This window comes from Microcystis sp. LSC13-02 (genome assembly GCA_002282935.1).
Lineage (GTDB): Bacteria > Cyanobacteriota > Cyanobacteriia > Cyanobacteriales > Microcystaceae > Microcystis.
Genome location: MTBT01000255.1, coordinates 1 through 25,794, shown reverse-complemented (window position 1 = coordinate 25,794; position 25,794 = coordinate 1). Strand labels below are relative to the sequence as shown.

Below are 25,794 nucleotides of genomic sequence, written 5' to 3'. Positions count from 1 at the left end.
AGGTTCAGTTTTTAGCTTGGTTATCGCTTTTTCCATTGTAGCTTAAAGCCGTCCTCAAAGGACGGGGTTTTAACCCAAATTTTCGATAACTAATCTTTCTCTGTCATCCCTTGCACTTAATTAGATAACCACATCGTTGCTCACCTTGATTGATCCAGTGAGTCCGTTCGATCGTACAATCGGGCAGCAGCAGCGCAAACATTTCTAATTCATGGCCACAGATACTGGGATAAGAACCAGCCACCTCAGCAATAGCGCAATGATGCTCGGCCAGTACATAACTATTTTCTGCTTCCAGTGCCACTAATTCTGCCATATAACCCTCCTCTTGGCGAATTTCCAGCAATTTTCTCATTCTTTCCCCTAAAGACCCCTTGCCGAGGCGCAATTGATATTCTGCCGCTTTGCGTTGCCACTGTTTTTTGAGAATTTCCCCCACCTGTTGCTCTCCCACCGTCTCCACGAGAGTATTGAGGAAAGAAACGGCGAAATTATCGTAATTATGGGGAAAACGGCCCCGACCTTGACGACTGAGACGATAAATGTGCTGAGGCCGTCCTATCTTATTTTGTACCGCAAAATATTCGATCAGTCCTTCCCCCTCCAAATCCTTAAGATGGCGGCGCGTCGCTTGCGGACTAATACTTAACTCTTCAGCCAAGTCTTGGGCGGTAGATTGACCGTTTTTGAGCAAATATTGCAGAATATCGTCTTTAGTCGAGGCGGGTTGAGTCGTGGTCATGATACCAAAAACAGAGGCTTTAGCGTACAATTGCTGAGAGTCAAGGAGCGGCCAATTACCCCTACAGAGTAACTTGAATAACAGAGGTTTACCAGAATCCTCTGAAATTTTCCGTGACTTTGACAACAGCTTTGTTGTTAATCTATTATATAATCAATTTAAACAACAAGAAAGTTGTTTAACTGCCTCCCCTGCCTACCGCGTAGAGAGAACACCAACCCCCATGAGTGCAACCACCGTTAAAAACCTCGTTAACCAACCCTACAAGTACGGTTTCGTCACCGATATCGAATCGGAAACCATCCCCCGCGGTTTGAATGAGGAGATTATTCGCCTAATTTCGGCGAAAAAGAAGGAACCGGAATTCATGCTCGATTTTCGTCTCCGGGCCTACCATCAATGGCAAAAGATGACCGAACCCAGTTGGCCGCACGTTTCCTATCCTGCCATTGATTATCAAAATATTATCTACTACTCTGCACCCAAACAGAAAAAAGCAAAACTCAACAGTCTTGAAGAAGTTGACCCCACTTTAATCGAAACCTTTGAAAAATTAGGCATTCCCCTTTCGGAACAAAAACGCCTTTCTAACGTGGCTGTAGATGCTATCTTTGATAGCGTTTCTATCGCCACAACTTTTAAAGAAAAACTAGCAGAAGAGGGGGTTATTTTCTGTTCTATCTCGGAAGCTTTACAGGAACATCCCGACTTAGTGCAGAAATATCTCGGTACTGTGGTTCCCGTGGGTGATAATTATTTTGCCGCTCTTAATTCGGCCGTTTTTAGCGATGGTTCTTTTGTTTTTATACCCAAAGGTGTCGTCTGTCCTATGGAATTGTCCACCTATTTTCGGATTAATAACGGTGAGACGGGACAATTTGAAAGAACTTTAATTGTCGCTGAAGAAGGGGCATCGGTAAGTTATTTAGAAGGTTGCACCGCTCCGATGTACGATAGTAATCAACTTCATGCCGCCGTCGTGGAATTAGTCGCCCTCGATAATGCGGATATTAAATATTCGACTGTACAAAATTGGTACGCTGGCGATGCCAATGGTAAGGGAGGTATTTATAATTTCGTCACTAAACGGGGTCTGTGTAAAGGAGTTAATTCTAAAATTTCTTGGACGCAAGTAGAAACTGGTTCAGCGATTACTTGGAAGTATCCCAGTTGCGTCTTAGTTGGCGATAATTCCGTCGGGGAATTCTACTCAATTGCCCTAACTAATAACAAACAACAGGCCGATACAGGTACGAAAATGATTCACATTGGCCGCAACACCAAAAGTACCATTATTTCTAAGGGAATTTCTGCGGGTAATTCCCAAAATAGTTATCGCGGGTTAGTGAAAATGGGACCGAAAGCCAAGGGAGCAAGAAATTACTCCCAATGTGATTCTATGCTGATTGGAGATAATGCCGAAGCTAACACTTTTCCCTATATTCAGGTGGATAACAACAGTGCTAAAGTAGAACACGAAGCTTCTACTTCTAAAATCGGTGAAGACCAATTATTCTACTTCGCACAACGGGGCATTTCCGAAGAAGATGCTGTCTCTATGTTAGTCAGTGGTTTCTGTAAGGATGTCCTCAGTAAATTACCGATGGAATTCGCCGCCGAAGCTGATAAACTCCTCAGTCTCAAGCTAGAAGGAACCGTCGGGTAATCAGTAATAAGTAAAGTAGGGTGGGTTAGGCGATAGCCGTAACCCACCAAAAGCTAAGACAATTTATCCATCAATTGATGACTCGCCGTCAACCAAAAAACTAATATTTTTGTTCTAGAAAAACATCTCATGAGTGAAGTAATTTTATCAGTAAAAAATCTGACCGCTAGTATTGATGGAAACCAGATTCTTAAAGGAGTTAACCTCGAAATTAAAGCGGGTGAAACCCACGCAATTATGGGACGCAATGGCTCAGGAAAAAGTACCTTTTCCAAAGTAATCGCTGGACATCCCGATTATGAAGTAACTGGGGGAGAAATAATTTATAAAGGCGAAAACCTTTTAGAAAAAGAACCCGATGAACGAGCGCTTATGGGTATCTTTCTCGCTTTCCAATATCCCCTAGAAATCCCCGGCGTTAGTAACCTCGATTTTCTTCGCGTTGCCTATAATGCCCGACAAAAATATCTAGGCTCGGAAGAATTAGATAGTTTTGACTTTGAGGAATTAGTCGAGAAAAAACTAGAAGTTGTCCAGATGAATCCTAGCTTTCTTGGCAGAAGTTTAAACGAAGGTTTCTCCGGTGGTGAGAAAAAACGTAATGAAATCCTACAAATGGCCTTATTAGAACCTACTTTAGGAATTCTCGATGAAATTGACTCCGGTTTAGACATCGATGCTTTGCGAATTGTTGCCCAGGGAGTCAATCAATTAGCTACTCCCGATAACGCTTTTTTACTTATCACTCACTATCAGCGTCTGCTCAACTACATTGAACCCGATGTTATTCATGTTATGTACGATGGGCGCATTGTCACCAGTGGCGGTAAAGAATTAGCCCTCGAATTAGAAAGAACTGGCTACGATTTCCTCGACGAACAATTATTAGCCGTTAAGTAATCTAGCTATCAACTGAAAAATCCCCCCACCCCTTCCTACCAATGACAGCCATAATCACGAAACCTGAACAATCAGGAGAATTATTGTTAAAATTGTCCCGAGAAACGGTTCCCACTATCGATAACGGTAAAATTCTCGAATTAAGAGAATCGGGAGCCAGTAAAGCTCAAGAATTAGCCATCCCGGGCAAAAAAGATGAAGAATGGCAATTCACCGATTTAAGTCAACTATGGGCGATCGATTTTCGCGTCCCCCAAACCGTTACAATCGATAAAAATGCCCTCGCTGCCTTTTTGCTACCCGAAGCCAAAAACAGCCACCTAGTCTTCGTTAACGGCATTTATCAGCCCGAATTGTCCGATATCACCGCTTTACCCGCCGGTGTCAGCGTCAGCAATCTCGCCAATGCACAAAAAGATGTTCTTGTCAACTATCTAGGGAAAGAAAAAACACCCGAATTTTTTACCGCACTCAACCAAGCTGGCCTAAGGGATGGGGCAGTAATTCACGTCACCGCTAATACCGTCGTCACAACCCCGATACATCTCTTATTTATCACCGTTGTGGAGGAAATTCCCCGCTTTTATCAGCCCCATAGCCTAATCGTGGCCGAAACGGGAGCTAGTGTCAATATTATTGAGAATTACGGGGCTTTAGCCGAACATTGCTCCGATTTACCTCTAAATTACGCTTATTTTACCAACGCTGTCACGGAAATTTATCTCGAAGCCAACGCCGAAGTCATCCATACCAGAGTACAAAGGGAATCAGGAGATGGTTTTCACATCGGACGCACGATAATTGAACAAGGGCGCGATAGCCGTTACACTCTCAACGAGATAAATCTGGGCGCTAAACTCTGCCGTCATAACCTCGATATCCTGCAAAAAGGAGAACAAACCGAGACAAATCTGCACGGATTAGCCATGATTACCGGACAACAAACCGCCGATACCCACAGCGCCATCTATCTCAACCATCCCCATGGCATCACCAAGCAACTGCATAAATGTATCGTTGATGGTAGCGCTCACGCTATCTTTAATGGTAAAGTGTTTGTTCCCAAGCCCGCCCAATTAACCAACGCCTCCCAGTTAAATCGGAATTTGTTAATTTCTAACAAGGCACGAGTCAACACCAAACCCGAATTACAAATTACCGCCGATAACGTCAAATGTTCCCACGGGGCAACCGTTAGCCAACTGGAAGCCGATGATTTATTCTATCTGCAAAGCCGGGGCTTAAGCGCCGACACCGCCCGCAGTTTGTTAATTGATGCTTTCTCGGCCGAGATTTTAGCTAAAATTCCTCTAGAATCCCTCCGCCAAAGATTGGGGCAATGCGTCGCCTGTCGCACCGTGGAATAACTCTACCGGGCTGGGTGCCAACCTGCCCAAAGTACCCCTCTGACTCCTGACTAAAATGACAATTATCCAAGAAAAAACTCTCGCCCAAAAAGTCCGCGCCGATTTCCCTATCCTTCATCAAAACGTACACGATAAACCCCTTATCTATTTCGATAGTGCCGCCACTTCCCAAAAACCGATTCAAGTATTAGAAACCCTGCGAAACTATTACGAAAAAGATAACGCCAATGTGCATCGGGGGGCGCATACTTTAAGTGTCCGGGCAACGGAAGCCTACGAAGGGGCCAGAGATAAGGTCGCTAGGTTTATTAATGCCGCTTCTCGTCGGGAAATTGTCTATACTCGCAACGCCACGGAAGCGATTAATTTAGTCGCCTACAGTTGGGCATTAAATACCCTGAAAGCAGGGGATGAAATTATTCTCTCGGTCATGGAACACCACAGTAATTTAATCCCCTGGCAAATTATCTCCCAAAAGACGGGGGCGGTGATTAAATATGTGCAATTAACCAGCGAAGAAAGCTTTGATTTAGAACAATATAAATCCTTATTATCTGACAAAACTAAATTAGTTGCTGTCCTTCATGTTTCTAACACCTTAGGCTGTATTAATCCCGTTGCCGAAATAGTCAGCCTTGCCCATCAAGTCGGGGCGAAAGTATTAATTGATGCCTGTCAAAGTGTCCCCCATTTAGCCATTGATGTGCAGGCCATAGATTGTGATTGGTTGGTGGCTAGTGGTCATAAAATGTGCGCCCCCACCGGTATTGGATTTTTGTACGGCAAAGAGGCCATTTTAGAGGCAATGCCGCCCTTTTTTGGTGGTGGCGAAATGATTGCGGAAGTCTATTTAGACCATTTTACCTGTGCCGAACTGCCCCACAAATTTGAAGCTGGAACCCCCGCTATCGGCGAAGCGATTGCTCTCGGTGCTGCGGTAGAATATTTAATGGGTTTAGGGATGGATAATATTCATGCCTACGAAGAAGAATTAACCGCCCATTTGTTCAAAAAATTAGGAGAAATTGAGGGTTTAAGAATTTACGGGCCGCCACCTAGTTTAACGGGCCAAGGTCGGGCTAGTTTAGCCGCCTTTAATGTGGAAGGGATTCATGCTAGTGATTTAGCTACTTTATTAGACCAGGAAGGAGTCGCTATTCGTTCCGGTCATCACTGTACCCAACCTCTACACCGCCTTTTTGATGCTTCTGGCAGCGCGCGGGCAAGTCTATATTTTTATAATACCCGAGAAGAAATCGATCGCTTTATTGTCGCTTTACAGGAAACTATTGATTTCTTTGCCAATTGTTTTTCTTAAGAGTGAAGGAAGTTACTTATTATTATCAAGGAATTTGTCCCGAAACGGGCGAGTTATTGCGCTTGCCCCGCACTCTTTTGGCTGAAAAAATTGCCCAAGATTTGATGACAACTATCACCAATCCTCAAGGTAAAATGTATGGAATTTTGTTAGGAGAAAATGCTGCTGGCGAAATAGAAGTTTTAAAAGCTTTTTCTGGACAGGGAGAAGCTGCTGGCTGGGTTCCGTCCCTAGTGGGGAGAGAAAAAATTATTCGGGAAGAAAAGCGAGTTTTGCAACTTTTAGAAATAATTAAACAGGAAATTATTACCCTACAATCAATTCCCGAACATAATTTATATCGACTCAATCAAGCAAATTTTGAACGCAAAATACAAGCTTTACAGCAACAACATCAAAACCATAAACAGGAACGAGATAGGTTAAGAAATTTAGGAAATTTAAACCCAGAAGAATTAGAAAAATTAAATAATATCAGTCGTCAGGAAAAAAGAGCAAGAAAGCAATTAAAACAGAAACAAAAACAAGTTTTAAAACCCTTAATTGATAAAATAAACGTAGCCAATCAGAGAATTATTGAACTTAAGCAACAGCGTAGGAACCTCTCCAAACAGTTACAGGAATTGCTGTATCAATCCTACTGTTTAAACAACTTTTCTGGACAATCTCTCTCCTTAGCTAAATTGATGGGCAGTAATTTGTTACCGACGGGAACAGGGGAATGTTGCGCCCCGAAATTATTAAATTATGCCGCCATGAAAGGATTAAAGCCTGTCGCCATGGCCGAATTTTGGTGGGGAGAATCGAATCGAGATAGAAAACAGGGAGAATTTTATGGCGCTTGTCAAGAAAGATGTCAACCTCTCATGGGTTTTTTACTCTCTGGTTTACGTTCATCCCTAGAAATTATCTACGAAGACGAGGGAATAATTGCTATTAATAAACCCGCGGGATTATTATCGGTAGCAGGACGTTATCAAGATAGTCAAGATGCTGTGGTCAATCGGTTTCGTCGTCAGGGAAAAAATGTCATTCCAGTTCATCGTTTAGACCGAGAAACTTCGGGATTATTATTACTAGCTAAAAGTTTAGATATTTATCGTTGTTTATCCCAACAATTTCAACAGCGAGAAGTGGAAAAAATCTACGAAGCTATATTATCAGAAATTATTGAGCGAGAATCAGGTATAATTGACCTACCTCTCTGGGGAAATCCGCAAAATCGACCCTATCAAACTGTGGACTGGCAAAGGGGAAAAGCTAGTCAAACCTATTTTAAAGTTGTCGGTAAAGAAGGCAATTATTCTCGGCTAGAATTTATTCCCTACACGGGAAGAACCCATCAAATTCGAGTTCATAGTCAACAGGGATTAGGGATAGGAATTTTAGGCGATCACTTGTACAATGGTAAGCAGTCCGACCGTTTATACCTACACGCTAAACAATTATCTTTTCGTCATCCTCAGACCGAAACTGAACTTGATCTCATCATTCCCACCCCCTTTTGAGAGCTATAATTGCTAACAGCAACAAATTAGGTTTTATCTATTGATTCAATGGTTGGCAAATCTTCATATTTTTGACTCCTTTGCTTGAATGAACGAGCATGGTGCGTTCTCAAAAATCTATCGGTGCAGCAGTAGAAGCCACATTAGGGAACGCACCCTACAGCTGTTATCAACCCGGCAGCGCGGGAACTTCAGTCAGTAACCACCTTCTTCGGCCGGATGAATAATAGCTTTGATTTTCATTAGATTCAGAATTCTTGAAAAGTTATCTCTTATTTTAAGATCAATCTGGAAGTTGGGTTTCCTTGCGTCAACCCAACCTACGAGCTCATCATGCCATAGAAAAAGACGCGTTACATTTCATTAACGCACGCTACAAGAGAGGCTTGACAATCAATACAGTCGCTACGGTGATTAGCGCTCGCACTTACACCCAATATCCAAGAGGGTCTAATTTGTTGGGTTTCGTTCCCCAACCCCACCTACGGTGATCGGCGATCGCACTTCAGTTGCTCAACAACTAATACTAAATCCGGTTATTAAAAACTGATTATTTATTCTCAGTTTTGCATGAGTGCCTCTTGCATGAGTGCCTCTCCTGATATGTAGCCTATACTCAACGGATTTAGTATAATAGCTGGTATTCCAAAATCTGGTTGAAAAAGAAATTGATACCAATTTTCAATAGTCGTGATTAACATCTGAAAGTGCAATTCCGCTCTCAGAGAGGAATTGCACTTTGGAATAATCAACTAAGTCTGTCATCACTTTTGAAAAATGATATGAGTCAGCGGTTTAATCACTATCGGTGCAGCAGTAGGAGCCACATTAGGGAACGCACCCTACAGCGATTAAAATGCGTAGATTTCATGATGAGCTAGGCGGATTTGATGGTTTCAAATACTTCTTATTATCTAAGCAATCAATTACAGATAGTCCTAGCTCATACATAGCTTCCAAAGCCGCATTTTCATACTTGTTATACTCAGTCAGATCATGAATTATCTCTTTCTGCCCATGAGCTATATTATTTCTCCTGCTTACTAATGTTTTAAGTAAAAGCTCATGTTGATCCACCATTGAGCATGATAAACCAGCATCTGTAGAGTTCTTTTTAAGCAGCATAGGCTTTAAATTGCTATCTGCTTCTAAGCGAATATTGAATTCAATATTCTCATTAATTAAAGCTGGCAATTCGTTGGAAAAAAAGCTCCAAACTCCATCTGCTGACAAATCACCTCCAAGTTCTTTAAAGCGCTTCCTTAGCGATAGCTTTATAACCTCCTCACGGCATTGATTGCGTTTAATATTTTGCCTTTGAATTGTATCGAGGTATAAATCCCATGCAAATCTACAAAAACCTTCATAGTGAGCATATAGCAAAGTAGTAATAGCTCTCAAGAGAGCTTCATACCTTACAGGATGCTTAACCCTATCAGTCGTTAATATTTGAATTTTAATTGCAGCCAGTTCTCCTTCTCTCCAGTTGAGATCAGCCTCGATCTCATTCGCCCAGTTGCTCATTAAAATTACTCCAGAAGCTGAGTTGATTTAAACCTTCTTGAATACATCCAATTCTATTAGAAAGCTTAGTTCTGGAGTTAGCTCCAGGTCCAATATTATCCTTAAAGCTGTTTGACTGAACAATTTTGATTATTTCATCCCTAACAGAAGAATTATCCAGATTCTCTAATCTTTCTAGTATCCTAAACACGCCAATTGTAACAGCTTCAAAATAAGCTGGAGCTAAAGCACCAATTGGTGATTGATCGCGATATCGAACAAAAGCACCACTGCCGAGAATTTGGCTCAAGTAATCAAATAATCTATTAAAGTCTTGTGTTTCAGTAGAATAATCAAATTGTATTTCTCCAAATAATATATTTTCCATGTATGTGTCTAACCAATCTCTCACACTCCCCCGGAAGAGATCTTGAGCATTTTTTGCGGCAAAAAATCTTAAGACAAGCTCTTCGTCTCCCTTTTGTTCTTTTTCTGATTGAGACAATGTATCTATGCAAGTCTTAAAGTTTGAATAGGAGGATCTTTCTTGGAGAAACCTATAGAACTTTATACCTGGCTCACCAAACATCCTAGAAGAACAGTTGCGAATTTCCTGTGGAGCTAGAATTGATCCCCCAGTATTTAACCTCTTGAACATTTCATAACGCAGAAAAGAATTACTTTGCCTTTTAATAATTACTGTCCTTACAGAGGATCTTTTAATCCTAAGCTTGAGTCTCAATGATAAATCTTCAAAAGTCAGATTATTAAGTTCTGAAATCTGATCACAACCTTCTAACTTTAGAGATTTCAGCTTTTCTCCATCTATATCAGTGAAATCCAGTACATTGGCATCAATGAATTGAATCACAGAGCTAAGGCGTTGTAAGCCATCAATTAACTCCAAAACCCCATCTGAGTTCTCAATAGTAAATATCTGTGGTATTGGCAACTCAAGAAGTATGGATTCTATTAAACGAGACTTTTGTTGATTAGACCATCGGAATAACCTTTGATATTCCGGTTGAATAATGAGTTCATTTTGAGAATATAAACTGATGATTTCTCCAAAGCTGAGATCGATAGATTCAGTACGAACCTCACCAATTTTGGCATCTATCCGTTCATCTATTGATTCCATCATCATATTGCTCCTAGACTTCTAAACCCTATGGCAAGCAAAACTTGTACCTTAAACATTCTAATCGTAATCTGCCAGTTGAATATTACATTCAAGGAAAAAGTATGAACAGGGAACGAGCCGCATAACTATTAATCATACCGCTCCCTGCGGTCGAGTAACCTCCCCCATCCTAATATCCCACTTCCATCGGTCTAACACCGCCTCAATAAAACCTAATACCGCACTGTGCGGTTTAATCACCTCAATTTGGGCATAATTACCGCAGAGGGTAGTCTAGCACCCCACCCCAGTGGGTTCTAGCACATTTAAGGTAAAGGCGAAATTAAAAATTGTTGCCATCCTACAGCCAAAAGTCTAGAATGGTCATTAATTTTTGTGCATGGTCGGGTCTTCTAACCGAAGGCATTGACGAAAAACACATTGTATCTGTCCTAGAGGCACTATGAAAAAGCTTAAGCAATACTGGACTGCTGAAGCACTGGAAAAAGACTTAGGCGATCCTCTCAATCCTGATAACCCTCTATCCTACAAGCGGGTGATCGAAATTGACGAGAGCGAAGAATTTCCCCACGAGGAAATTCGCTGGTTATACGACTGGAAACTCCAACACTACTACATTCCCACGGATTGCGGCGGTGAATTTACCTCTTTTGAGGAATTTGTCGCTTTTGTGCGGGTACTTTCCCGACGGGATCAAACTATCGGCATCGCTTTTACTACCCTATTCTGGTCGTTTTTAAACTGGATGGCGGGAACCCCAGAACAGAAACAGAAGCTCGCCCGTTTTATCATGGATGACTATGGGGCGATGTGTCTGGGTTACTCGGAAAAGGAACACGGTAGCGATCTGATCAATGGTGATCTGACCGCGACGAAGGTGGAAGGAGGTTATATTCTCAATGGGGAGAAATGGCCGATTAACCGGGCGACTATCTCTGGAGTTTCCTTTATTTTGGCGAAAACCGATGCTAACGGCGGGCCGAAGTGTTTAACCCTATTTATGGTAGATAAACGGCAATTAGACCCCGAAAAATACTATAATTTGCCGAAAATATACACCCATGGCGTGCGTGCCTCGGATATGAGTGGCATTGGTTTTAAGGATTGTTTCGTCCCCGATTCCATGCGTTTACGGGAGGAGGGAGACGGTTTAGAATTAGCCCTGAAAGGTTTCCAGATTACCCGAATGTTGTGCGCTGCTTTTTCCCACGGGGCAGCCGATACCGCTTTAAGAACTACCCTCAGTTTTGCCGTTAATCGGGTAATTTATAACAAAACTGTGATGGATTTGCCCCAACCCCGGCGCACTCTCGTCGATGCTTTCCTTGACATCCTTATTTGTGATTGCGAGACGATTCCGGCCGCAAGAGGTTTTCATATTATCCCCGAACAGTTTAGCGTCTGGGCTTCGGTGGTAAAATATTTTGTTACTGTCCGTCTGGAGGAGATGGTTAATAGTGTTTATGTGGTGTTGGGATCGCGTTTTTATATGCGAGAAGAACACGAATTCGGCATCTTCCAGAAGCTACTGCGGGATAATTCGATTATCAGTATGTTTGACGGCAGTTCGATCGTCAATCTTCATGCTTTAATCCTACAATTGCGTCCTTTAACTAAATATCGGGCTAAACGCAACTCGCGCACTATGTCGGCGTTAAAAACCCGTTTAGAGGCGATTTTTAGCCTAGAAAAGTCAGTTCCTCCCTTTGAACCCAATAATTTAGAATTATTTGGCCGGGGAATGGATGATTCCCTGCAAGGTTTAGAGATTGCCCTTGATATGCTCGAGGGATTGAAAAATTCTGACGAAGTGGACGCAGAGATATTAGAAAATCTGTTGATGTTGGGTAATTTAGTTTTAGAGGAACTAAATGCTCACGATGAACAGATTAGTCAATCGAAATTCGAGTATGGTCACGACCAATCACCCGAATTGTTCGAGATTGCCAAGAAATACTGTACTTTACACGCTGCTTCCGCTTGTTTACACACTTGGCTTTATAATCGTTCCATCTTGGGTGAATTTTTTGCCCAGGGGGAATGGTTGGTGTTGAGTTTACACCGATTACTGCGAACTCTCCGGCCGCTGCCTTACACTCTATCTGAGGTGTATATGGAAAATGTTGCCCAAGAATTGCTGAAATTATATCGGGAAAATCAACATTTTTCGATCGTGCCTTTTCAATTAGCCCATTCACAAACTACCGAGGAAAAAACCCATGAACTCCAGCTCCAATCTTAATAATCTCGTACAAAATTGGTTAGTTAAACAGTTAGCCGATCAGTTATCTTTGGATGCAAAAACGATTAATGTGACTGAACCTTTAACTCGTTATGGTTTAGATTCGATCGATGCGGTAACGATGGTGGGTGATCTAGAAGATTGGGTTGGTCAAGAGTTACCTTCTACCCTTTTCTGGGATCATTCTACTATTGAAAAAGCGTCTCTTTTCCTAGTAGAAAACTACGATCTTTCTAATCTTTCTGGTGAGGAAACCCCCGCAGAAGTTGCTCCCGTCGTTGAAAAAGCTGAACCGGCCGTTAGTGGTGGCAAAGGTTGGAGTTTATTCGGTCGTCGTTAATTATCAGTGATCAGTTATCAGTTACTCGGTTATCAGTTAAAGCTTTTCTCATAAAAATAAAGTATAACCTATCAGATAACTTCTGTAAATTGAAATATATAAAAAAGGGCGATCAATTGGTCGCCCTTTTCTCTGAATAAATAACAAAAATTAGCTCAAGATATACACCAGTAAAAACAGGATAATCCAGACCACATCGACGAAATGCCAGTATAATTCTGCCGCTTCCACACCAAAATGAGATTGACTAGAATAGTGGTCTTTTTGACGAGAACGCCAGAGGACAGATAGAATTAGCACTAAACCAAAAGTAACGTGGAGACCGTGGAATCCGGTTAAGGCATAAAAAGCGCTGGTAAAAACATTAGTTTTGAGACCAAATTCAGCGTGACTATATTCGTATCCTTGACCACAAAGGAAGATAATTCCCATCAGGGCAGTAATACCGAACCAAAATTGTAAACCGGCGTTATTGTTTTGTTTAATGGCTTTTTGTCCCATGTGCATAACAAAACTACTGGACACCAGAATAATCGTGTTAATTGTCGGTAGGGTTAATTCTAATTCTGGTGTGCCAGCGGGAGGCCAAACGGGTAACATGGTACGGTAGAGCAAGAAAGCGGTAAATAAGCCTAAAAAGATGGAACTTTCCGCCACTAGAAACAAAACCAAACCGAATAGGCGATGATCTGGGTGGCCATGATGTCCGTGTTCCACCGTTTCTTGATGATAATTGACAGAGAGTTGAGAATCTTTGATCGCTGAACCTTGCATGATTGAATGTCCTTAGTTTACACGGGAGACGGGGAGCTTTTTTTCAGTGATCAGTAAACAGTAAACAGTAATCAGTGAACTGAAAACTCACATCTGATAACTGATAACTGATAACTGATTATTGGGATTCGGAGCCCACTTCGGCGAGGATATCTTGTACTGATTCCGCTGCTTCTGATTCCTCCATATCAATACCGTAATCGTAGGGGCCGGACCAAAGAATCGGCATTTCCTCGAAATTCTCGATAATTGGGGGAGAGGAGGTTTGCCATTCTAGGGTTAAAGCGCGCCAAGGATTACGACCGGCGGGTTGACCTTTAAAGGCACTCCAGACCATATTAATAGCGAAGGGAATACTCGATATACCGAGAATATAAGCTCCTGCGGTACTAAGAACATTTAAACTCTGAAATTGCACATCATACAGGGCAATACGACGGTTCATACCCAATAATCCTAATTCGTGCATCGGCATGAAAGTTAAATTCAAACCGATAAAAGTGAGAACAAAGTGGATACGACCGAGAGTCTCGTTATACATCCGTCCGGTCATTTTCGGGAACCAATGGTAAACGGCAGAAAACAGGGCCATGGCCGTACCACCAAATAGTACATAATGGAAGTGACCGACGACAAAATAGGTATCGTGGACGTGGATATCGAAGGGAACAGAAGCCAACATAACCCCAGTCAAACCACCGATGAGGAAGGAAGACAGGAAACCGACCCCAAATAACAAAGACGTATTGAGACTAAGTTTACCTCCCCAAAGAGTGGCACACCAACTAAAGATTTTAATGCCAGTGGGAACGGCGATTAACATAGTTGCCGCCATGAAAAACATCCGTAACCAGCCGGGGGTGCCGCTGGTGAACATATGGTGGGCCCAAACGATTAAACCCAAGAAACAGATGGTGAGACTGGAATAGGCGATCGCTCGATAACCAAAAATCGGTTTACGCGCATGAACCGGTAATATCTCTGATATCGTGCCGAAAAAGGGCAAAATCATGATATAAACAGCAGGATGGGAGTAAAACCAGAACATATGCTGATAAATCACCGGATCGCCGCCGCCGGCAGGATTAAAAAAGCTCGTGCCGGCGATTAAATCAAAGGACAAGAGAACGAGAGCAGAAGCGAGAACGGGGGTGGAAAGCAGTACCAGAGTCGAGGTGGCCAGCATTGCCCAACAAAATAGCGGCATACTGTACAAATCCATCTCAGGAATCCGCATTTTCAGGATCGTGGTGATAAAATTAATCGAGCCTAAAATCGAAGAAGTCCCGATCAATAAAAGGCTCAAAATCCACAATTCTTCCCCCCATTTGCCGCTAATTAAGCTTAAAGGTGGGTAGGAAGTCCAACCGGACTGGGGAGCGCCGACAAAGAAACTGGATAATAATAGCAGCCCGCCGGGGGGATTAAGCCAGAAAGCCACAGCGTTAAGACGAGGAAAAGCCATATCTTCGGCCCCAATCATCAGGGGAATGAGATAATTGGCAAAACCTGCCCCAACCGGAACGATCCAAAGAAAGATCATGATCGTTCCGTGCATGGTCATAAATTGGTTATATAGTTCTGGGGAGACGAAATCGGGGTCGGGAGTGGCTAATTCTGTCCGCAGCACTTCCGCGAAAGCACCGCCAATAAAGAAGAAAAGAAAAGCAGTCACCAGATATTGAATACCGATAACTTTATGATCGGTGCAGAAAGTAAAGTAATCTGTCCACTTGCGGTGATGGATCACCTCGGGAACTGTTGCTGGGGTGGTTATTTCCGTTGATGCTGTCATAATGCCAAGATTTTAGATGACAAGAAAAATTACATTTGGTGCTGATGGGGAACTTGGGCGAGGATTTCAGCGTCGATGCCCATTTCTTCGGTGTAGGGGGTCAAATATTGACTATCAGAGCGATCTTTAGCGGTCATGGCTACGGTTTGATCGCTGTCAACTTCAGCGATTGTGTTATCCTGCACCCATTGGTCGTAATCTGCTTGGGAGTGAACCACAAAGCTAGATTTCATGCCACCGTGATAGGCCCCGCAAAGTTCCGCACAAATGATCGGATATTGACCAATTTGATTGGATGTGAACGATAACACCGTTTCTTGTCCGGGGATAACGTCCTGTTTTAGACGCAATTGGGGAACCCAGAAAGCATGGATCACATCTCCTGCTTCCATATTCAGTTGCACGGGGCGATTGACGGGAGCGTGCAGTTCCCCGGAAACAATGCCAGTTTCGGGATAGGTGAAGATCCAAGCGTATTGAATACCTTTAACATTGACCACTAGGGGGGGAACTCCTTCACCATCGTAGGAATTGCCGATACCTAGGGCTACTCTGCGATCGCCGCTCAGGGCTATCATCGTGCCGTGGTGATGACCGTGGTGGGCGATTTCTCCTTTGTCACCCTTGGAAATCAGGGGATCGAGACCGCCGATATTGTTATAAATCTCGAAGCTATAGACGGCAAGGATAAAGACGATTACCGTCGGGATGGCTGTCCAGAAGATTTCTAGGGGGACATTGCCCTCCACTGCCGGCCCGTCGGTTTGATCCCCCGGTTGGCGACGAAAGCGAATCACTATATAAACGATCACGCCTTCAACTATTAAAAATAGTCCCGTGGCGATGGTCATCATCAGATTAAAGATACTATCTATTTCCTTGGCATCTTCGGAAGCGGCCACGGGCATTAAGCCATGATTTTGGCCATACCAGAGACTAATTAAGGTCAAGGCGATCCCGAGTACAAGGGTCAGGATACTGCTGGGAATTTTCACGGTCTTTTCAATATTTTCAATAGTGCCTACTTATTCAAGGCTAAAACATGATTCCCCTATAGATGGGAAATTTAACCAGCATCTTCTGAGAATTTTATATTTTCTTTGGGATCGTTTTCAGGGAAAGTATTTAAAATCACTAATTTTTATATTTTATTCTGAGTTTATGTAAACAAATGTAACGGAAATGGCCAGAAATCTAAAGAATATCTAAAAGGTTTTACCGGTCGTAAAAAAACTCATTCACAGTGATAACTAACTGGCAAACAAAGCCATGATCTTTGATGACAGACTCCTTGAGAACAGGCAAACCGATGACCGAATCTGTTTTTAACCCGACACCCCTAAGAGAAACCGGCAATATTCAGGTGTGGATGCGCCGCTTAGTCTGGAAAATTGCGATCGCTACTTTCGCCCTGATGGTGGTGGGTGCTGCCACCAGAGTTATGAACGCCGGTTTAGCTTGTCCCGATTGGCCTCTGTGTTACGGTCAATGGATTCCCAGTCAGCAGATGAATCTACAGGTATTTCTGGAGTGGTTTCATCGTCTCGATGCCTCTTTGATCGGGTTTAGTACGCTCGCTCTCGTCGGTCTGTCTTGGTGGTATCGTCGCCATCTTCCCCCTTGGCTGTTCCCCTCTGCGATCGCCGCTTTAGCTTTAATTCTCCTGCAAGGAGTCCTGGGAGGATTAACCGTGACCCAATTACTGCGATTTGACATCGTAACCGCCCATTTAGGCACAGCTTTGCTCTTTTTTGCTACCCTAATCGTCATTGCTATCTGTCTGACTCCCTACCGTCCCACAGGTACAGTCGGGAAACTAACTTGGCTCGGAATGGTCGCCACCGGTCTAGTTTATCTGCAATGTCTCCTCGGCGGTCTCGTCGGTTCCCGTTGGGCCGCCCATCAGTGTTTAACGGTTTCCCAACTCTGCACCGTGATGAATAGCCACATTATCGGGGTTTTTCCCGCTACTATCTCGGTGTTAACCCTAGTTTTCTTCGCTTGGCGAATTGCCGCTATCCATCCTCTCCTCAAAAAACTAGCTTTTAGCGCCGGGGGATTAGTCGCCCTACAGGTGTTTTTAGGCGTTGCCACCCTGAAACTGCATCTACAGGTGGAACCCTTAACCATTACCCACCACAGCATCGGTGCGCTATTGGTGGGAACCCTCGTCGCTTTTACCACTTTCGCCCTTCGCGATCGTTCTTTCGCTCCTAAGTAACTAGACACAATTAATTGCACATATCTAACCGCCTCTTGCATGAGTGCCTCTTGCCTATTGCCCATTCTAACCAAGAAGTTAATTTTGTCCCATTACTTATAAGCCATCTCTAAGGATTTAATCACGATGACTGGAACTCAAGCCCTTCGCCACCACGATAATTTTTTACAAGTCGCTAAAAGTTATTATCAACTCACTAAACCCCGAATTATTCCTCTACTGCTGATTACCACGGCCGCTTCTATGGAAATCGCCTCTAAAGGTCAGGTTTCCCCTCTCTTACTCTTTCTTACCCTCCTCGGTGGCACTCTCGCCGCCGCCGCCGCTCAAACCTTAAACTGTATCTATGATCGCGACATCGATCACACCATGCTTCGCACCCGCGCCCGTCCCATTCCCTCCGGCCGCGTGCAACCCCTCCACGCCCTCATTTTTGCCTTCGTTTTAGCCTCCCTTTCCCTAGCACTTTTTGTCTTTTTTGTCAATACTTTGAGCGGATTTTTAGCAATGACCGGTATCGCATTTTATATGCTGATTTATACCCATCTGCTCAAGCGTCATAGTATCCAAAATATTGTTATCGGTGGCGCGGCTGGCTCGATTCCTCCCCTAGTGGGTTGGGCGGCAGTAACGGGCGATCTCGGTTGGATTCCTTGGATTTTATTCGCAATTATTTTCCTTTGGACTCCTCCCCATTTTTGGGCTTTGGCTTTAATGATCAAGGATGATTATGCAGAAGTGGATATCCCGATGATGCCCGTAGTTAAAGGGGAAGAAGCCACTAGCGAGCAGATTTGGCTCTATACTTTAATCGTCGTTCCTGTCACTTTCCTCCTGATTTATCCCTTGGCTGCCTGTGGTGTGGTCTATGGTGTAGTGGCTTTAATTTTAGGGTTTGTTTTCCTGAAAAAAGCTTGGCGATTAAAACAGAATCCTTTTGATCGGGACATCGCTCGATCGCTGTTTAAATATTCCATTCTTTACATGATGTTATTATGTACAGCTATGGTGATCGATAGTTTACCCATGACCTCTCGTCTCCTCGCTACAATTGCCAGTTTATTCTCCTGTAGTTAATCTCAGTTATCAGTTATCAGTTATCAGTTATCAGATGTGAGTTTTAGGTGAGCAGTATTAAATAGCAGTTTCCTAGTGTCTTTTCAATGTTTACTGATCACTGATCACTGAAAAACCCCACTTCCCGACTACTGATTGCGACTAAGGGAGTTAATTCGCTCGATTAGTTGGGCTAAGATTTCTTGTAATTGTCGATCTTGATGTTGGGAAAGGTTGATTTTATCACAGCTATAAATAACAGTGGTGTGATCTTTGCCGCCAAATTCTTCGCCAATGCGCGGTAAGCTTAAATCCGTGTGTTGACGCATCAAATACATCCCAATCTGTCGGGCAAAACTAATTTCTCGTCGGCGGGAATTTCCTTTTAGATCGGCGATCGAGAGTTGAAATTTTTCTGCTACTACCGCCATAATAATCTCAGGAGAAGTGGCAATTTTGGCCATTGGTGGATTTAAAACCGGCGCGATATTTTCTACCGTCATCGGCAATCCAGAGATAGAAATATAAGTAGTAGCCCGGATTAATGCCCCCTCTAATTCGCGAATATTAGAAGTATAATTAACGGCAATATATTCGATAACTTCTCTTGGAAGACGCAGATTTTCGTACTCGGCCTTTTTTTGTAAAATTGCCATGCGAGTTTCGATATCCGGTGCTTGGATATCGGCGACTAATCCCATAGAAAAGCGAGAAATTAAACGATCCTGTAAACTGGGAATCTGTTTGGGGAGGCGATCGGAGGCTAAAACCACCTGTTTTCCCGCTTCGTGCAGGGTATTAAAGGTATGAAAAAATTCTTCTTGAGTGTATTCTTTTCCTTCAATAAATTGCAGATCATCCACTAATAATATATCCGCATGGCGATAATGATTACGAAAACTTTCCATACTATCTTGACGGATAGCAGTGATTAAATCATTAGTAAATTGTTCCGTCGATACATAAGAAACCCTGGATTGGGGATATAATTCCAGACGATAATGACCGATCGCTTGCATTAAATGGGTTTTACCTAATCCCACTCCACCACAAAGAAAAAGCGGGTTAAATTCGCGTCCGGGTAATTCCGCTACCGCTAAAGCAGCCGCGTGGGCCATGCGATTAGTTGGCCCGACAACAAAACGGGAAAAATTATATTTAGGGTTAAGTTGATTACCGGGGGATAATTCTGATTCTAAGCTAGTGTCAGGCTGGAAAATAGCGATCGAATCGCCCTGTTGTGCCGTTAGTTGAATCTCGACGGGATAACCGACGATATCCTGTACTACTTCGGCAATTGTTGACAGATAATTTTTCTGAAGATGGTTAAGAATAAAGGGATTGGCAGCCTGAATTACTAAGCGATTGTTTTGCCATTCTTTAACCGTCGCTGTTTGAAACCAAGTCTCGAAAGCGGGACGGGTTAATAGTAATTTTAGACGCTCTAGGAGATTATGCCAAAGTTGTTGGGCGCTGCTATCCACGGTTAATTTTGATTAACAAAGTTGATCTAGTGCTGCTGCAGGGAAGCCTTATCAGTTTAGCGAGATTTTTCCGCTGACGATAAAATGATTTTCAGGGCTAAACAATTAATCTTTAGACAGATGACGCAAGTTTTAACAATCACCCAATTAGGAAATCCAATTCTACAGCAAAAAGCACCAGCGATCGATAATCTTCTCGATTCTGACTGTCAAAATTTGATCGATTCCCTGATTACCACCGTGCAAGCTGCCCACGGGGTGGGAATCGCCGCGCCCCAAGTTGCTCGGTCTCTGCGTCTGTTTATCGTTGCTTCTCACCCCAATCCTCGTTATCCGGACGCTCCGATGATGCCACCCACTGCCGTGATTAATCCTCGCATTTTGCAGGTCAGCGAGGAAATGGTCAAGGGTTGGGAAGGTTGTCTCAGTGTCCCCAATTTACGCGGTTTTGTCCCCCGTCATCAGTGGATCGAGGTGGACTATTGCGATCGCAAGGGTCGCGAAATCCGTCAAGTTTTCAGGGATTTTGTCGCGCGCATCTTTCAACACGAATACGATCATCTCGAAGGAATCCTCTTTCTCGATCGCCTTGCTTCTCCGGCGGATTTATACTCGGAGGAAGAATACCAAAAAATCAGTAATATTGCTGAATATAAGCGATAAAATCGCAAAATCTCTGTATGTCTTCAAAATAAGTTAAACAACTTAACGGGACTATTTTATCTGGCGACAAAATTTTTGTTGGTAAATCTAAATTTTTTGTTAAAATGATAACGATTATCATTCTAGGAAAACCACACTAACAAACAAATGAACTACTTGACAAAATAAATTAATTATGCAGTAGAACTCTGTCCTCAATTAACTAGGGAGATACTCAAGACTTTTTCGGTGACTAGGAAAATCAATTTTTCCAGATTTCCGCACCGGAGATAAACCCAGAGACGAGGAAATAAACCGATAGCTTTCATTAGTTATCGTCTAGATGCCCAGAAAAATAAATACTCTAGCAAAGGGTATTTATTGACAATTGGTAAAATCAGAAAACTTTGCCGATTAATTAACTATTGGAGTCTGTAAAAATATCTATGACCTTAGCTAAGTCCAAAGCAATTTTCCACAATGATGACTACAATCACTTTCCCGAAGTGATTACCGAACCTAAATCGCCGGTATCGGAAGCCGAGATGATGCAAGCGGTACGAACACTGCTGTTAGGATTAGGAGAAGACCCCGATCGCGAAGGTTTACGAGACACTCCTAAACGAGTAGTAAAAGCCCTAAAATTTCTCACTTCTGGTTATCAGCAATCCCTCGATGAATTGCTGAATGGGGCAGTTTTTCACGAGGAGGCTAACGAGATGGTTTTAATCCGAGATATCGATATTTTTAGCTCCTGTGAACACCATATTTTACCGATAATCGGCCGCGCTCATGTTGCCTATATTCCTAACGGGAAAGTGATCGGTTTATCGAAAATTGCCCGCATCTGTGAAATGTACGCCAGACGACTGCAAGTACAGGAACGTTTAACCGCACAAATTGCCGATGCTTTACAAGGATTACTGCAACCTCAAGGGGTGGCTGTGGTGATTGAAGCGACTCATATGTGCATGGTAATGCGCGGGGTTCAAAAACCCGGTTCTTGGACTTCTACGAGTGCCGTGCGCGGTATTTTTGCCGATTCTGCTAAGACTCGTCAAGAGTTTATGAGTTTGATTCGTCATAGTCCCGATTTTCACTAATTAGTCAGGGGGATCAGGATTATTTGATTGTCCTATCCCCGGTTTTTTCCTAAGCAAAAAACTAGAGCAAACCTAGCTATTTACTGTTTACTTTTTATTTTTGACTCGCCGTTATCATGCTGATTCGTCCCCGTCGTCTTCGTTATACTCCAGCGATTCGCCGTCTTGTTCGTGAAACCGAATTAACCGTTAATGACTTGATTTATCCTGTTTTTATCATGGAGGGAGAAAATCAAAAGGTGGCTATTCCTTCTATGCCCGATTGTTATCGTTATTCCCTCGATTTATTGCTAAAAGAAGTGGTTAATGCTTATAATTTAGGCATTAATGCCATCGCTCTTTTCCCTCTGATTGCCGAAGATAAAAAAGATAATTTCGGTACAGAAAGTTATAATCCCGATGGTTTAGTACAAAGGACAGTGAAAGCGATTAAAAAAGAAGTCCCTGAAATAATTATTATTACCGATGTTGCCCTTGATCCTTTTTCAATTTATGGTCATGATGGTATCGTCCAAGACGGTAAAATTCTTAACGATGAAACCGTGCAAGTTTTAGTGAAAATGTCGCTCTCGCAAGCGGCAGCCGGGGCTAATTTCGTCGCCCCTTCCGATATGATGGATGGTAGGGTTGGGGCGATCCGTCGAGCTTTAGACGAAGCGGGTTATCTAGATGTGGGAATTATCGCTTATACGGCTAAATATGCCTCTGCTTATTATGGTCCCTTCCGAGATGCCTTAGAATCAGCCCCGAAATTTGGTGATAAGAAAACCTATCAAATGGATGGGGCTAATAGTCGGGAAGCGTTACGGGAAGCCAGTTTAGACATAACAGAAGGGGCAGATATTATCATGGTTAAGCCCGCTCTCGCCTACCTCGATATTATCCGTCGTCTGCGAGATAGTAGCCATCTGCCCATTGCTGCCTACAATGTTAGTGGTGAATATGCAATGATTAAAGCGGCGGCAAAACAGGGCTGGATTGACGAAAAAAGCCTGATTTTGGAAACTTTAACCAGTATGAAACGAGCGGGGGCCGATTTGATTTTGACCTATTTTGCTCTTGATGTGGCATTAATGAAACAGGAAAGCCGATTTTAGGGTTTTTGCCAGCGAAATTGATAGAAATTATCCCGCGCACCCCACAGCTGCCGTCCAAGGCTATCATAACCTCGATCGCTGGTATCCATGCCCTGGGAATGTAGAATAATTGTATTAGTTATTTTTACCGCACCTCTGGCATTAGTGGGACAACCCTGGGGGGGAGTTTCTCCCCGATAACCCCCCGCTATCGGTTTTAAAAACACAGTACACACCGACTCGGCCAAATCTGATACATTTAAATTTCTTTCTGTCAAGTCTTTGTTACAAAAATTAATAAAGTTAGCGGCATTATTTAACTTATAAGCTTTTGATTCCACAGTGGAATTATCGGAGCTAGGTTGAATGACTAAAATTCTTTGACGATAGGGTTGATTTAACTGATCGATAATCGCCTGTTCTTGATAGAGATAAATATTATCCTGTTTGGGGGAAAAATTCACCGCACAGGTAGTCATCTGCACCTTAGCAATGCGGGGGTTAGTCTGCGCTTGTTCCCTGGTATCCATAACCCCAATTAAATGATTAGCCACCCCCTGCACTTGCGGGTTAAGGGGCCAAGATTGAGTGAGAAAAAATCCTAGGGCGATCGAAGTTTTCAGCATGAGCAGCGGCTTAATTCCGGTTAGTCTCTAATTAGCTTAAACTAATAAGCAGCAAGAGCAAAAAATCCCCTTTTCCCATGGCTAATCATCTGGCTGAATCTGAAAGTCTTTACCTGCGAAAACACGCCGAAAACCCGATCGATTGGTGGTATTGGTGTGACAGCGCCCTAGAAATTGCCAGGAGAGAAGATAAACCGATATTTCTCTCGATCGGTTATTCTAGCTGTCATTGGTGTACGGTTATGGAAGGAGAAGCTTTTTCCGATCAGGCCATTGCCGATTATCTCAATCAGTATTTTTTGCCGATCAAAGTTGATCGCGAGGAAAGACCGGACATCGATAGTATCTATATGCAAGCATTGCAGATAATGGTCGGTCAAGGGGGTTGGCCTCTGAATGTCTTCCTAACACCCGATAGTTTAATTCCCTTCTATGGTGGTACTTATTTTCCCGTGCAACCGCGCTTTAACCGGCCCGGTTTTCTGCAAGTGCTGCAATCGATACGTCGTTATTATGACGAGGAAAAAGACAAATTAAACAAATTTACGGCCGAAATGCTGGGCGCACTGCGTCAATCGGCTATTTTACCCCGAGCAGAGACCAATTTAGCCGCTCCTTCCCTTTTAGCCACAGGAATCGAGAGAAATACGGCAGTGATTCAGGTTAATCCCAATAACTACGGTCGGCCCAGTTTTCCGATGATTCCCTATTCTAATCTGGCTTTGCAGGGCAGTCGCTTTGGTGACGATTTTGAGGATTCCCTCCGGCAAGCGGCCTATCAACGGGGGGAAGATCTGGCCTTGGGGGGAATCTATGACCATGTAGGGGGAGGATTCCATCGTTATACGGTGGATTCGACGTGGACAGTTCCCCATTTTGAAAAAATGCTCTACGATAACGGGCAAATTGTCGAATATTTAGCCAATTTGTGGAGTGCGGGTTATCGAGAAGCGGCCTTTGAGAGAGGGATTAAAGGCACGGTTAACTGGCTAAAACGGGAAATGACCGCCCCAGAAGGCTATTTTTATGCGGCCCAGGATGCCGATAGTTTTCAGAATGCCACGGATAGAGAACCGGAGGAAGGGGCCTTTTATGTCTGGTCGGATTTAGAGTTAAGGGATTATCTCTCGATCGAGGAATTAGGACTGCTGCAAGCTAATTTTACCGTTACTGCCGAAGGGAATTTTGAGGGTCGTAATGTCCTGCAACGTCGGCAAGGGGGAGAATTATGGTCGGAGATAGAAAATATGCTCGATAAGTTATTTATTCGGCGTTATGGCAGTTCTCAGTCCCAATTAGCTCTTTTTCCCCCGGCCAGAGACAATCAAGAGGCGAAAACCGTTTCTTGGCCGGGACGGATTCCGGCGGTAACGGATACGAAAATGATCGTCGCTTGGAATAGTTTGATGATTTCCGGTTTGGCCCGGGCCTTTGCCGTCTTTAGCGAACCTTTGTACTGGCAAATGGCTAGTCAAGCGGCCGAGTTTATTCTCAAGCATCAGTGGTTAGATGGACGTTTTCAGCGCTTGAATTATCAGGGTCAGGCCTCGGTTTTAGCCCAATCGGAGGATTTTGCCTATTTTATTAAGGCTTTACTGGACTTGCAAACGGCTAATCCCCAAGAAACTCGCTGGTTAGAGGCTGCTATCGATCTACAAGGGGAATTCGATCGCTGGTTTTGGTCCAAGGATGAGGGAGGATATTTTAATACCGCTTCTGATCATAGTCTCGATTTGATCGTGCGGGAACGGGGCTATACGGATAATGCCACCCCTTCGGCCAACGGAATTGCGATCGCTAATTTAGTGCGTCTGTCGCGATTGACGGAAAATCTAGAATATCTCGATCGGGCCCAAAAGGCCTTGCAATCTTTTAGTACCATCCTAGAAGAGTCCCCCACCGCTTGCCCCAGTTTATTTGTCGCTCTCGATCACTATCGTCACGGTTTCTGTCTGCGCGCCCCGGAAAGCTCGATCGATCCGCTGTTAAGTCGCTATTTGCCCACTGCGGTGTATCGAGTCGATGCCAGTTTGCCCCTTAGCACATTTGGGTTAATTTGTCAAGGGTTATGCTGCCTTGAACCGGCAGAAAATTTAGAACAGTTGGACCGACAAATTGCCGGGGTGATGGCAGGGGAGTCAATACGGCTCGGTTAACTTAAAGATGGTGCGTTCCCCTTGATCAAACGATGGATTAACACTCCCCGCTCTAAAGAGACGGGGATTCTTGGTTCACAGAGATTACTTGCGAAAGACAGAATTGCTTCTGAAAAAGTAGAGGTATTCTC

General features: G+C 43.5%; 21 protein-coding genes. 13 read left to right on the top strand and 8 right to left on the bottom strand.

From position 1 onward, the window contains the following. Positions 1–103: 103 nt before the first annotated feature. Positions 104–742, bottom strand: a complete 639-nt coding sequence (sufR, locus tag BGL89_RS16180; protein WP_002789066.1) for an iron-sulfur cluster biosynthesis transcriptional regulator SufR — start codon at positions 740–742, stop codon at positions 104–106. Between the two features lie 223 nt (positions 743–965). Between sufR and sufB the strand changes: the two genes are divergently transcribed. The 5 genes from sufB (at position 966) to BGL89_RS16155 (ending at position 7,501) form a co-directional block, all read left to right on the top strand. Further along, positions 966–2,408, top strand: a complete 1,443-nt coding sequence (sufB, locus tag BGL89_RS16175; RefSeq protein ID WP_286826570.1) for a Fe-S cluster assembly protein SufB — start codon at positions 966–968, stop codon at positions 2,406–2,408. 129 nt (positions 2,409–2,537) lie between these two features. After that, positions 2,538–3,308 (top strand): Fe-S cluster assembly ATPase SufC, encoded by a 771-nt coding sequence (sufC, locus tag BGL89_RS16170; RefSeq protein WP_002758412.1) that lies wholly within the window; start codon positions 2,538–2,540, stop codon positions 3,306–3,308. 41 nt (positions 3,309–3,349) lie between these two features. Further along, the gene (sufD, locus tag BGL89_RS16165) at positions 3,350–4,675 is read left to right on the top strand and encodes a Fe-S cluster assembly protein SufD (protein WP_286826569.1); all 1,326 of its coding nucleotides are present in this window, start codon (positions 3,350–3,352) and stop codon (positions 4,673–4,675) included. A gap of 55 nt (positions 4,676–4,730) precedes the next feature. Next, the gene (locus tag BGL89_RS16160; protein WP_286826568.1) at positions 4,731–5,993 is read left to right on the top strand and encodes a SufS family cysteine desulfurase; all 1,263 of its coding nucleotides are present in this window, start codon (positions 4,731–4,733) and stop codon (positions 5,991–5,993) included. Positions 5,994–5,995: 2 nt separating this feature from the next. Next, complete coding sequence (locus tag BGL89_RS16155) at positions 5,996–7,501, top strand: RluA family pseudouridine synthase (protein WP_286826567.1); 1,506 nt, start codon at positions 5,996–5,998, stop codon at positions 7,499–7,501. Between the two features lie 867 nt (positions 7,502–8,368). On the opposite strand, the gene BGL89_RS16150 is transcribed toward BGL89_RS16155, so the two are convergent. Together BGL89_RS16150 and BGL89_RS16145 are read right to left on the bottom strand one after the other, a co-directional pair. Further along, positions 8,369–9,025 carry an MAE_28990/MAE_18760 family HEPN-like nuclease gene (locus tag BGL89_RS16150; RefSeq protein WP_286826566.1) on the bottom strand — a complete coding sequence of 219 codons (657 nt, stop codon included), beginning with the start codon at positions 9,023–9,025 and terminating at the stop codon, positions 8,369–8,371. Beyond that, entirely contained in the window at positions 9,006–10,151 is a 1,146-nt protein-coding gene (locus tag BGL89_RS16145) for a DUF262 domain-containing protein (protein ID WP_502692636.1), read from the bottom strand. Before BGL89_RS16145 ends, BGL89_RS16150 begins: the two co-directional genes overlap by 20 nt. A 439-nt stretch (positions 10,152–10,590) precedes the next feature. Here BGL89_RS16145 and BGL89_RS16140 point away from each other — a divergent pair, with 439 nt between their 5' ends. Both BGL89_RS16140 and BGL89_RS16135 read left to right on the top strand, forming a co-directional pair. Beyond that, the gene (locus tag BGL89_RS16140) at positions 10,591–12,390 is read left to right on the top strand and encodes an acyl-CoA dehydrogenase family protein (protein WP_286826564.1); all 1,800 of its coding nucleotides are present in this window, start codon (positions 10,591–10,593) and stop codon (positions 12,388–12,390) included. Beyond that, positions 12,368–12,730: an acyl carrier protein gene (locus BGL89_RS16135; protein ID WP_286826563.1), complete on the top strand. Its 363-nt coding sequence runs from the start codon at positions 12,368–12,370 to the stop codon at positions 12,728–12,730. Before BGL89_RS16140 ends, BGL89_RS16135 begins: the two co-directional genes overlap by 23 nt. A 150-nt stretch (positions 12,731–12,880) precedes the next feature. Here BGL89_RS16135 and BGL89_RS16130 read toward each other — a convergent pair whose 3' ends face one another. The 3 genes from BGL89_RS16130 to BGL89_RS16120 form a co-directional block, all read right to left on the bottom strand. After that, positions 12,881–13,504, bottom strand: coding sequence for a cytochrome c oxidase subunit 3 (locus BGL89_RS16130; protein ID WP_286826562.1), 624 nt, complete (start codon positions 13,502–13,504; stop codon positions 12,881–12,883). A 118-nt stretch (positions 13,505–13,622) separates the two neighbouring features. Then, positions 13,623–15,299, bottom strand: a complete 1,677-nt coding sequence (gene ctaD, locus BGL89_RS16125) for a cytochrome c oxidase subunit I (RefSeq protein WP_286826561.1) — start codon at positions 15,297–15,299, stop codon at positions 13,623–13,625. A 29-nt stretch (positions 15,300–15,328) separates the two neighbouring features. Beyond that, positions 15,329–16,294, bottom strand: a complete 966-nt coding sequence (locus tag BGL89_RS16120) for a cytochrome c oxidase subunit II (RefSeq protein WP_286826560.1) — start codon at positions 16,292–16,294, stop codon at positions 15,329–15,331. A 314-nt stretch (positions 16,295–16,608) separates the two neighbouring features. Between BGL89_RS16120 and BGL89_RS16115 the strand changes: the two genes are divergently transcribed. Beyond that, entirely contained in the window at positions 16,609–17,520 is a 912-nt protein-coding gene (locus BGL89_RS16115; RefSeq protein WP_286826559.1) for a COX15/CtaA family protein, read from the top strand. A gap of 126 nt (positions 17,521–17,646) precedes the next feature. After that, positions 17,647–18,597: a heme o synthase gene (locus tag BGL89_RS16110; protein ID WP_286826558.1), complete on the top strand. Its 951-nt coding sequence runs from the start codon at positions 17,647–17,649 to the stop codon at positions 18,595–18,597. A 128-nt stretch (positions 18,598–18,725) separates the two neighbouring features. On the opposite strand, the gene dnaA is transcribed toward BGL89_RS16110, so the two are convergent. Continuing rightward, on the bottom strand, positions 18,726–20,060 hold the full coding sequence (gene dnaA, locus BGL89_RS16105; RefSeq protein ID WP_286826557.1) for a chromosomal replication initiator protein DnaA: 1,335 nt from the start codon (positions 20,058–20,060) through the stop codon (positions 18,726–18,728). A gap of 84 nt (positions 20,061–20,144) precedes the next feature. Between dnaA and def the strand changes: the two genes are divergently transcribed. The 3 genes from def (at position 20,145) to hemB (ending at position 22,902) form a co-directional block, all read left to right on the top strand. Continuing rightward, positions 20,145–20,723: a peptide deformylase gene (def, locus tag BGL89_RS16100; RefSeq protein WP_286826556.1), complete on the top strand. Its 579-nt coding sequence runs from the start codon at positions 20,145–20,147 to the stop codon at positions 20,721–20,723. Positions 20,724–21,148: 425 nt separating this feature from the next. Continuing rightward, positions 21,149–21,805 (top strand): GTP cyclohydrolase I FolE, encoded by a 657-nt coding sequence (folE, locus tag BGL89_RS16095; RefSeq protein WP_286826555.1) that lies wholly within the window; start codon positions 21,149–21,151, stop codon positions 21,803–21,805. A gap of 116 nt (positions 21,806–21,921) precedes the next feature. After that, positions 21,922–22,902 (top strand): porphobilinogen synthase, encoded by a 981-nt coding sequence (gene hemB, locus BGL89_RS16090; RefSeq protein ID WP_286826554.1) that lies wholly within the window; start codon positions 21,922–21,924, stop codon positions 22,900–22,902. Here hemB and BGL89_RS16085 read toward each other — a convergent pair. Beyond that, entirely contained in the window at positions 22,899–23,507 is a 609-nt protein-coding gene (locus tag BGL89_RS16085; RefSeq protein WP_286826553.1) for a chromophore lyase CpcT/CpeT, read from the bottom strand. The genes hemB and BGL89_RS16085 overlap by 4 nt on opposite strands. 77 nt (positions 23,508–23,584) lie before the next feature. Between BGL89_RS16085 and BGL89_RS16080 the strand changes: the two genes are divergently transcribed. Beyond that, a complete protein-coding gene (locus tag BGL89_RS16080) occupies positions 23,585–25,663 on the top strand; it encodes a thioredoxin domain-containing protein (protein ID WP_286826552.1) in 2,079 nt (692 codons plus the stop codon). Positions 25,664–25,794 lie beyond the last annotated feature (131 nt).

Excerpts from the sequence above, each read along its gene's own strand:
- sufR (WP_002789066.1), bottom strand. The coding sequence starts at position 742 with ATGACCACGACTCAACCCGCCTCGACTAAAGACGATATTCTGCAATAT.
- sufB (WP_286826570.1), top strand. The coding sequence starts at position 966 with ATGAGTGCAACCACCGTTAAAAACCTCGTTAACCAACCCTACAAGTAC.
- sufC (WP_002758412.1), top strand. The coding sequence starts at position 2,538 with ATGAGTGAAGTAATTTTATCAGTAAAAAATCTGACCGCTAGTATTGAT.
- sufD (WP_286826569.1), top strand. The coding sequence starts at position 3,350 with ATGACAGCCATAATCACGAAACCTGAACAATCAGGAGAATTATTGTTA.
- BGL89_RS16160 (WP_286826568.1), top strand. The coding sequence starts at position 4,731 with ATGACAATTATCCAAGAAAAAACTCTCGCCCAAAAAGTCCGCGCCGAT.
- BGL89_RS16150 (WP_286826566.1), bottom strand. The coding sequence starts at position 9,025 with ATGAGCAACTGGGCGAATGAGATCGAGGCTGATCTCAACTGGAGAGAA.
- BGL89_RS16145 (WP_502692636.1), bottom strand. The coding sequence starts at position 10,151 with ATGATGATGGAATCAATAGATGAACGGATAGATGCCAAAATTGGTGAG.
- BGL89_RS16140 (WP_286826564.1), top strand. The coding sequence starts at position 10,591 with ATGAAAAAGCTTAAGCAATACTGGACTGCTGAAGCACTGGAAAAAGAC.
- BGL89_RS16135 (WP_286826563.1), top strand. The coding sequence starts at position 12,368 with ATGAACTCCAGCTCCAATCTTAATAATCTCGTACAAAATTGGTTAGTT.
- BGL89_RS16130 (WP_286826562.1), bottom strand. The coding sequence starts at position 13,504 with ATGCAAGGTTCAGCGATCAAAGATTCTCAACTCTCTGTCAATTATCAT.
- ctaD (WP_286826561.1), bottom strand. The coding sequence starts at position 15,299 with ATGACAGCATCAACGGAAATAACCACCCCAGCAACAGTTCCCGAGGTG.
- BGL89_RS16115 (WP_286826559.1), top strand. The coding sequence starts at position 16,609 with ATGACCGAATCTGTTTTTAACCCGACACCCCTAAGAGAAACCGGCAAT.
- BGL89_RS16110 (WP_286826558.1), top strand. The coding sequence starts at position 17,647 with ATGACTGGAACTCAAGCCCTTCGCCACCACGATAATTTTTTACAAGTC.
- def (WP_286826556.1), top strand. The coding sequence starts at position 20,145 with ATGATTTTCAGGGCTAAACAATTAATCTTTAGACAGATGACGCAAGTT.
- folE (WP_286826555.1), top strand. The coding sequence starts at position 21,149 with ATGACCTTAGCTAAGTCCAAAGCAATTTTCCACAATGATGACTACAAT.
- hemB (WP_286826554.1), top strand. The coding sequence starts at position 21,922 with ATGCTGATTCGTCCCCGTCGTCTTCGTTATACTCCAGCGATTCGCCGT.
- BGL89_RS16085 (WP_286826553.1), bottom strand. The coding sequence starts at position 23,507 with ATGCTGAAAACTTCGATCGCCCTAGGATTTTTTCTCACTCAATCTTGG.
- BGL89_RS16080 (WP_286826552.1), top strand. The coding sequence starts at position 23,585 with ATGGCTAATCATCTGGCTGAATCTGAAAGTCTTTACCTGCGAAAACAC.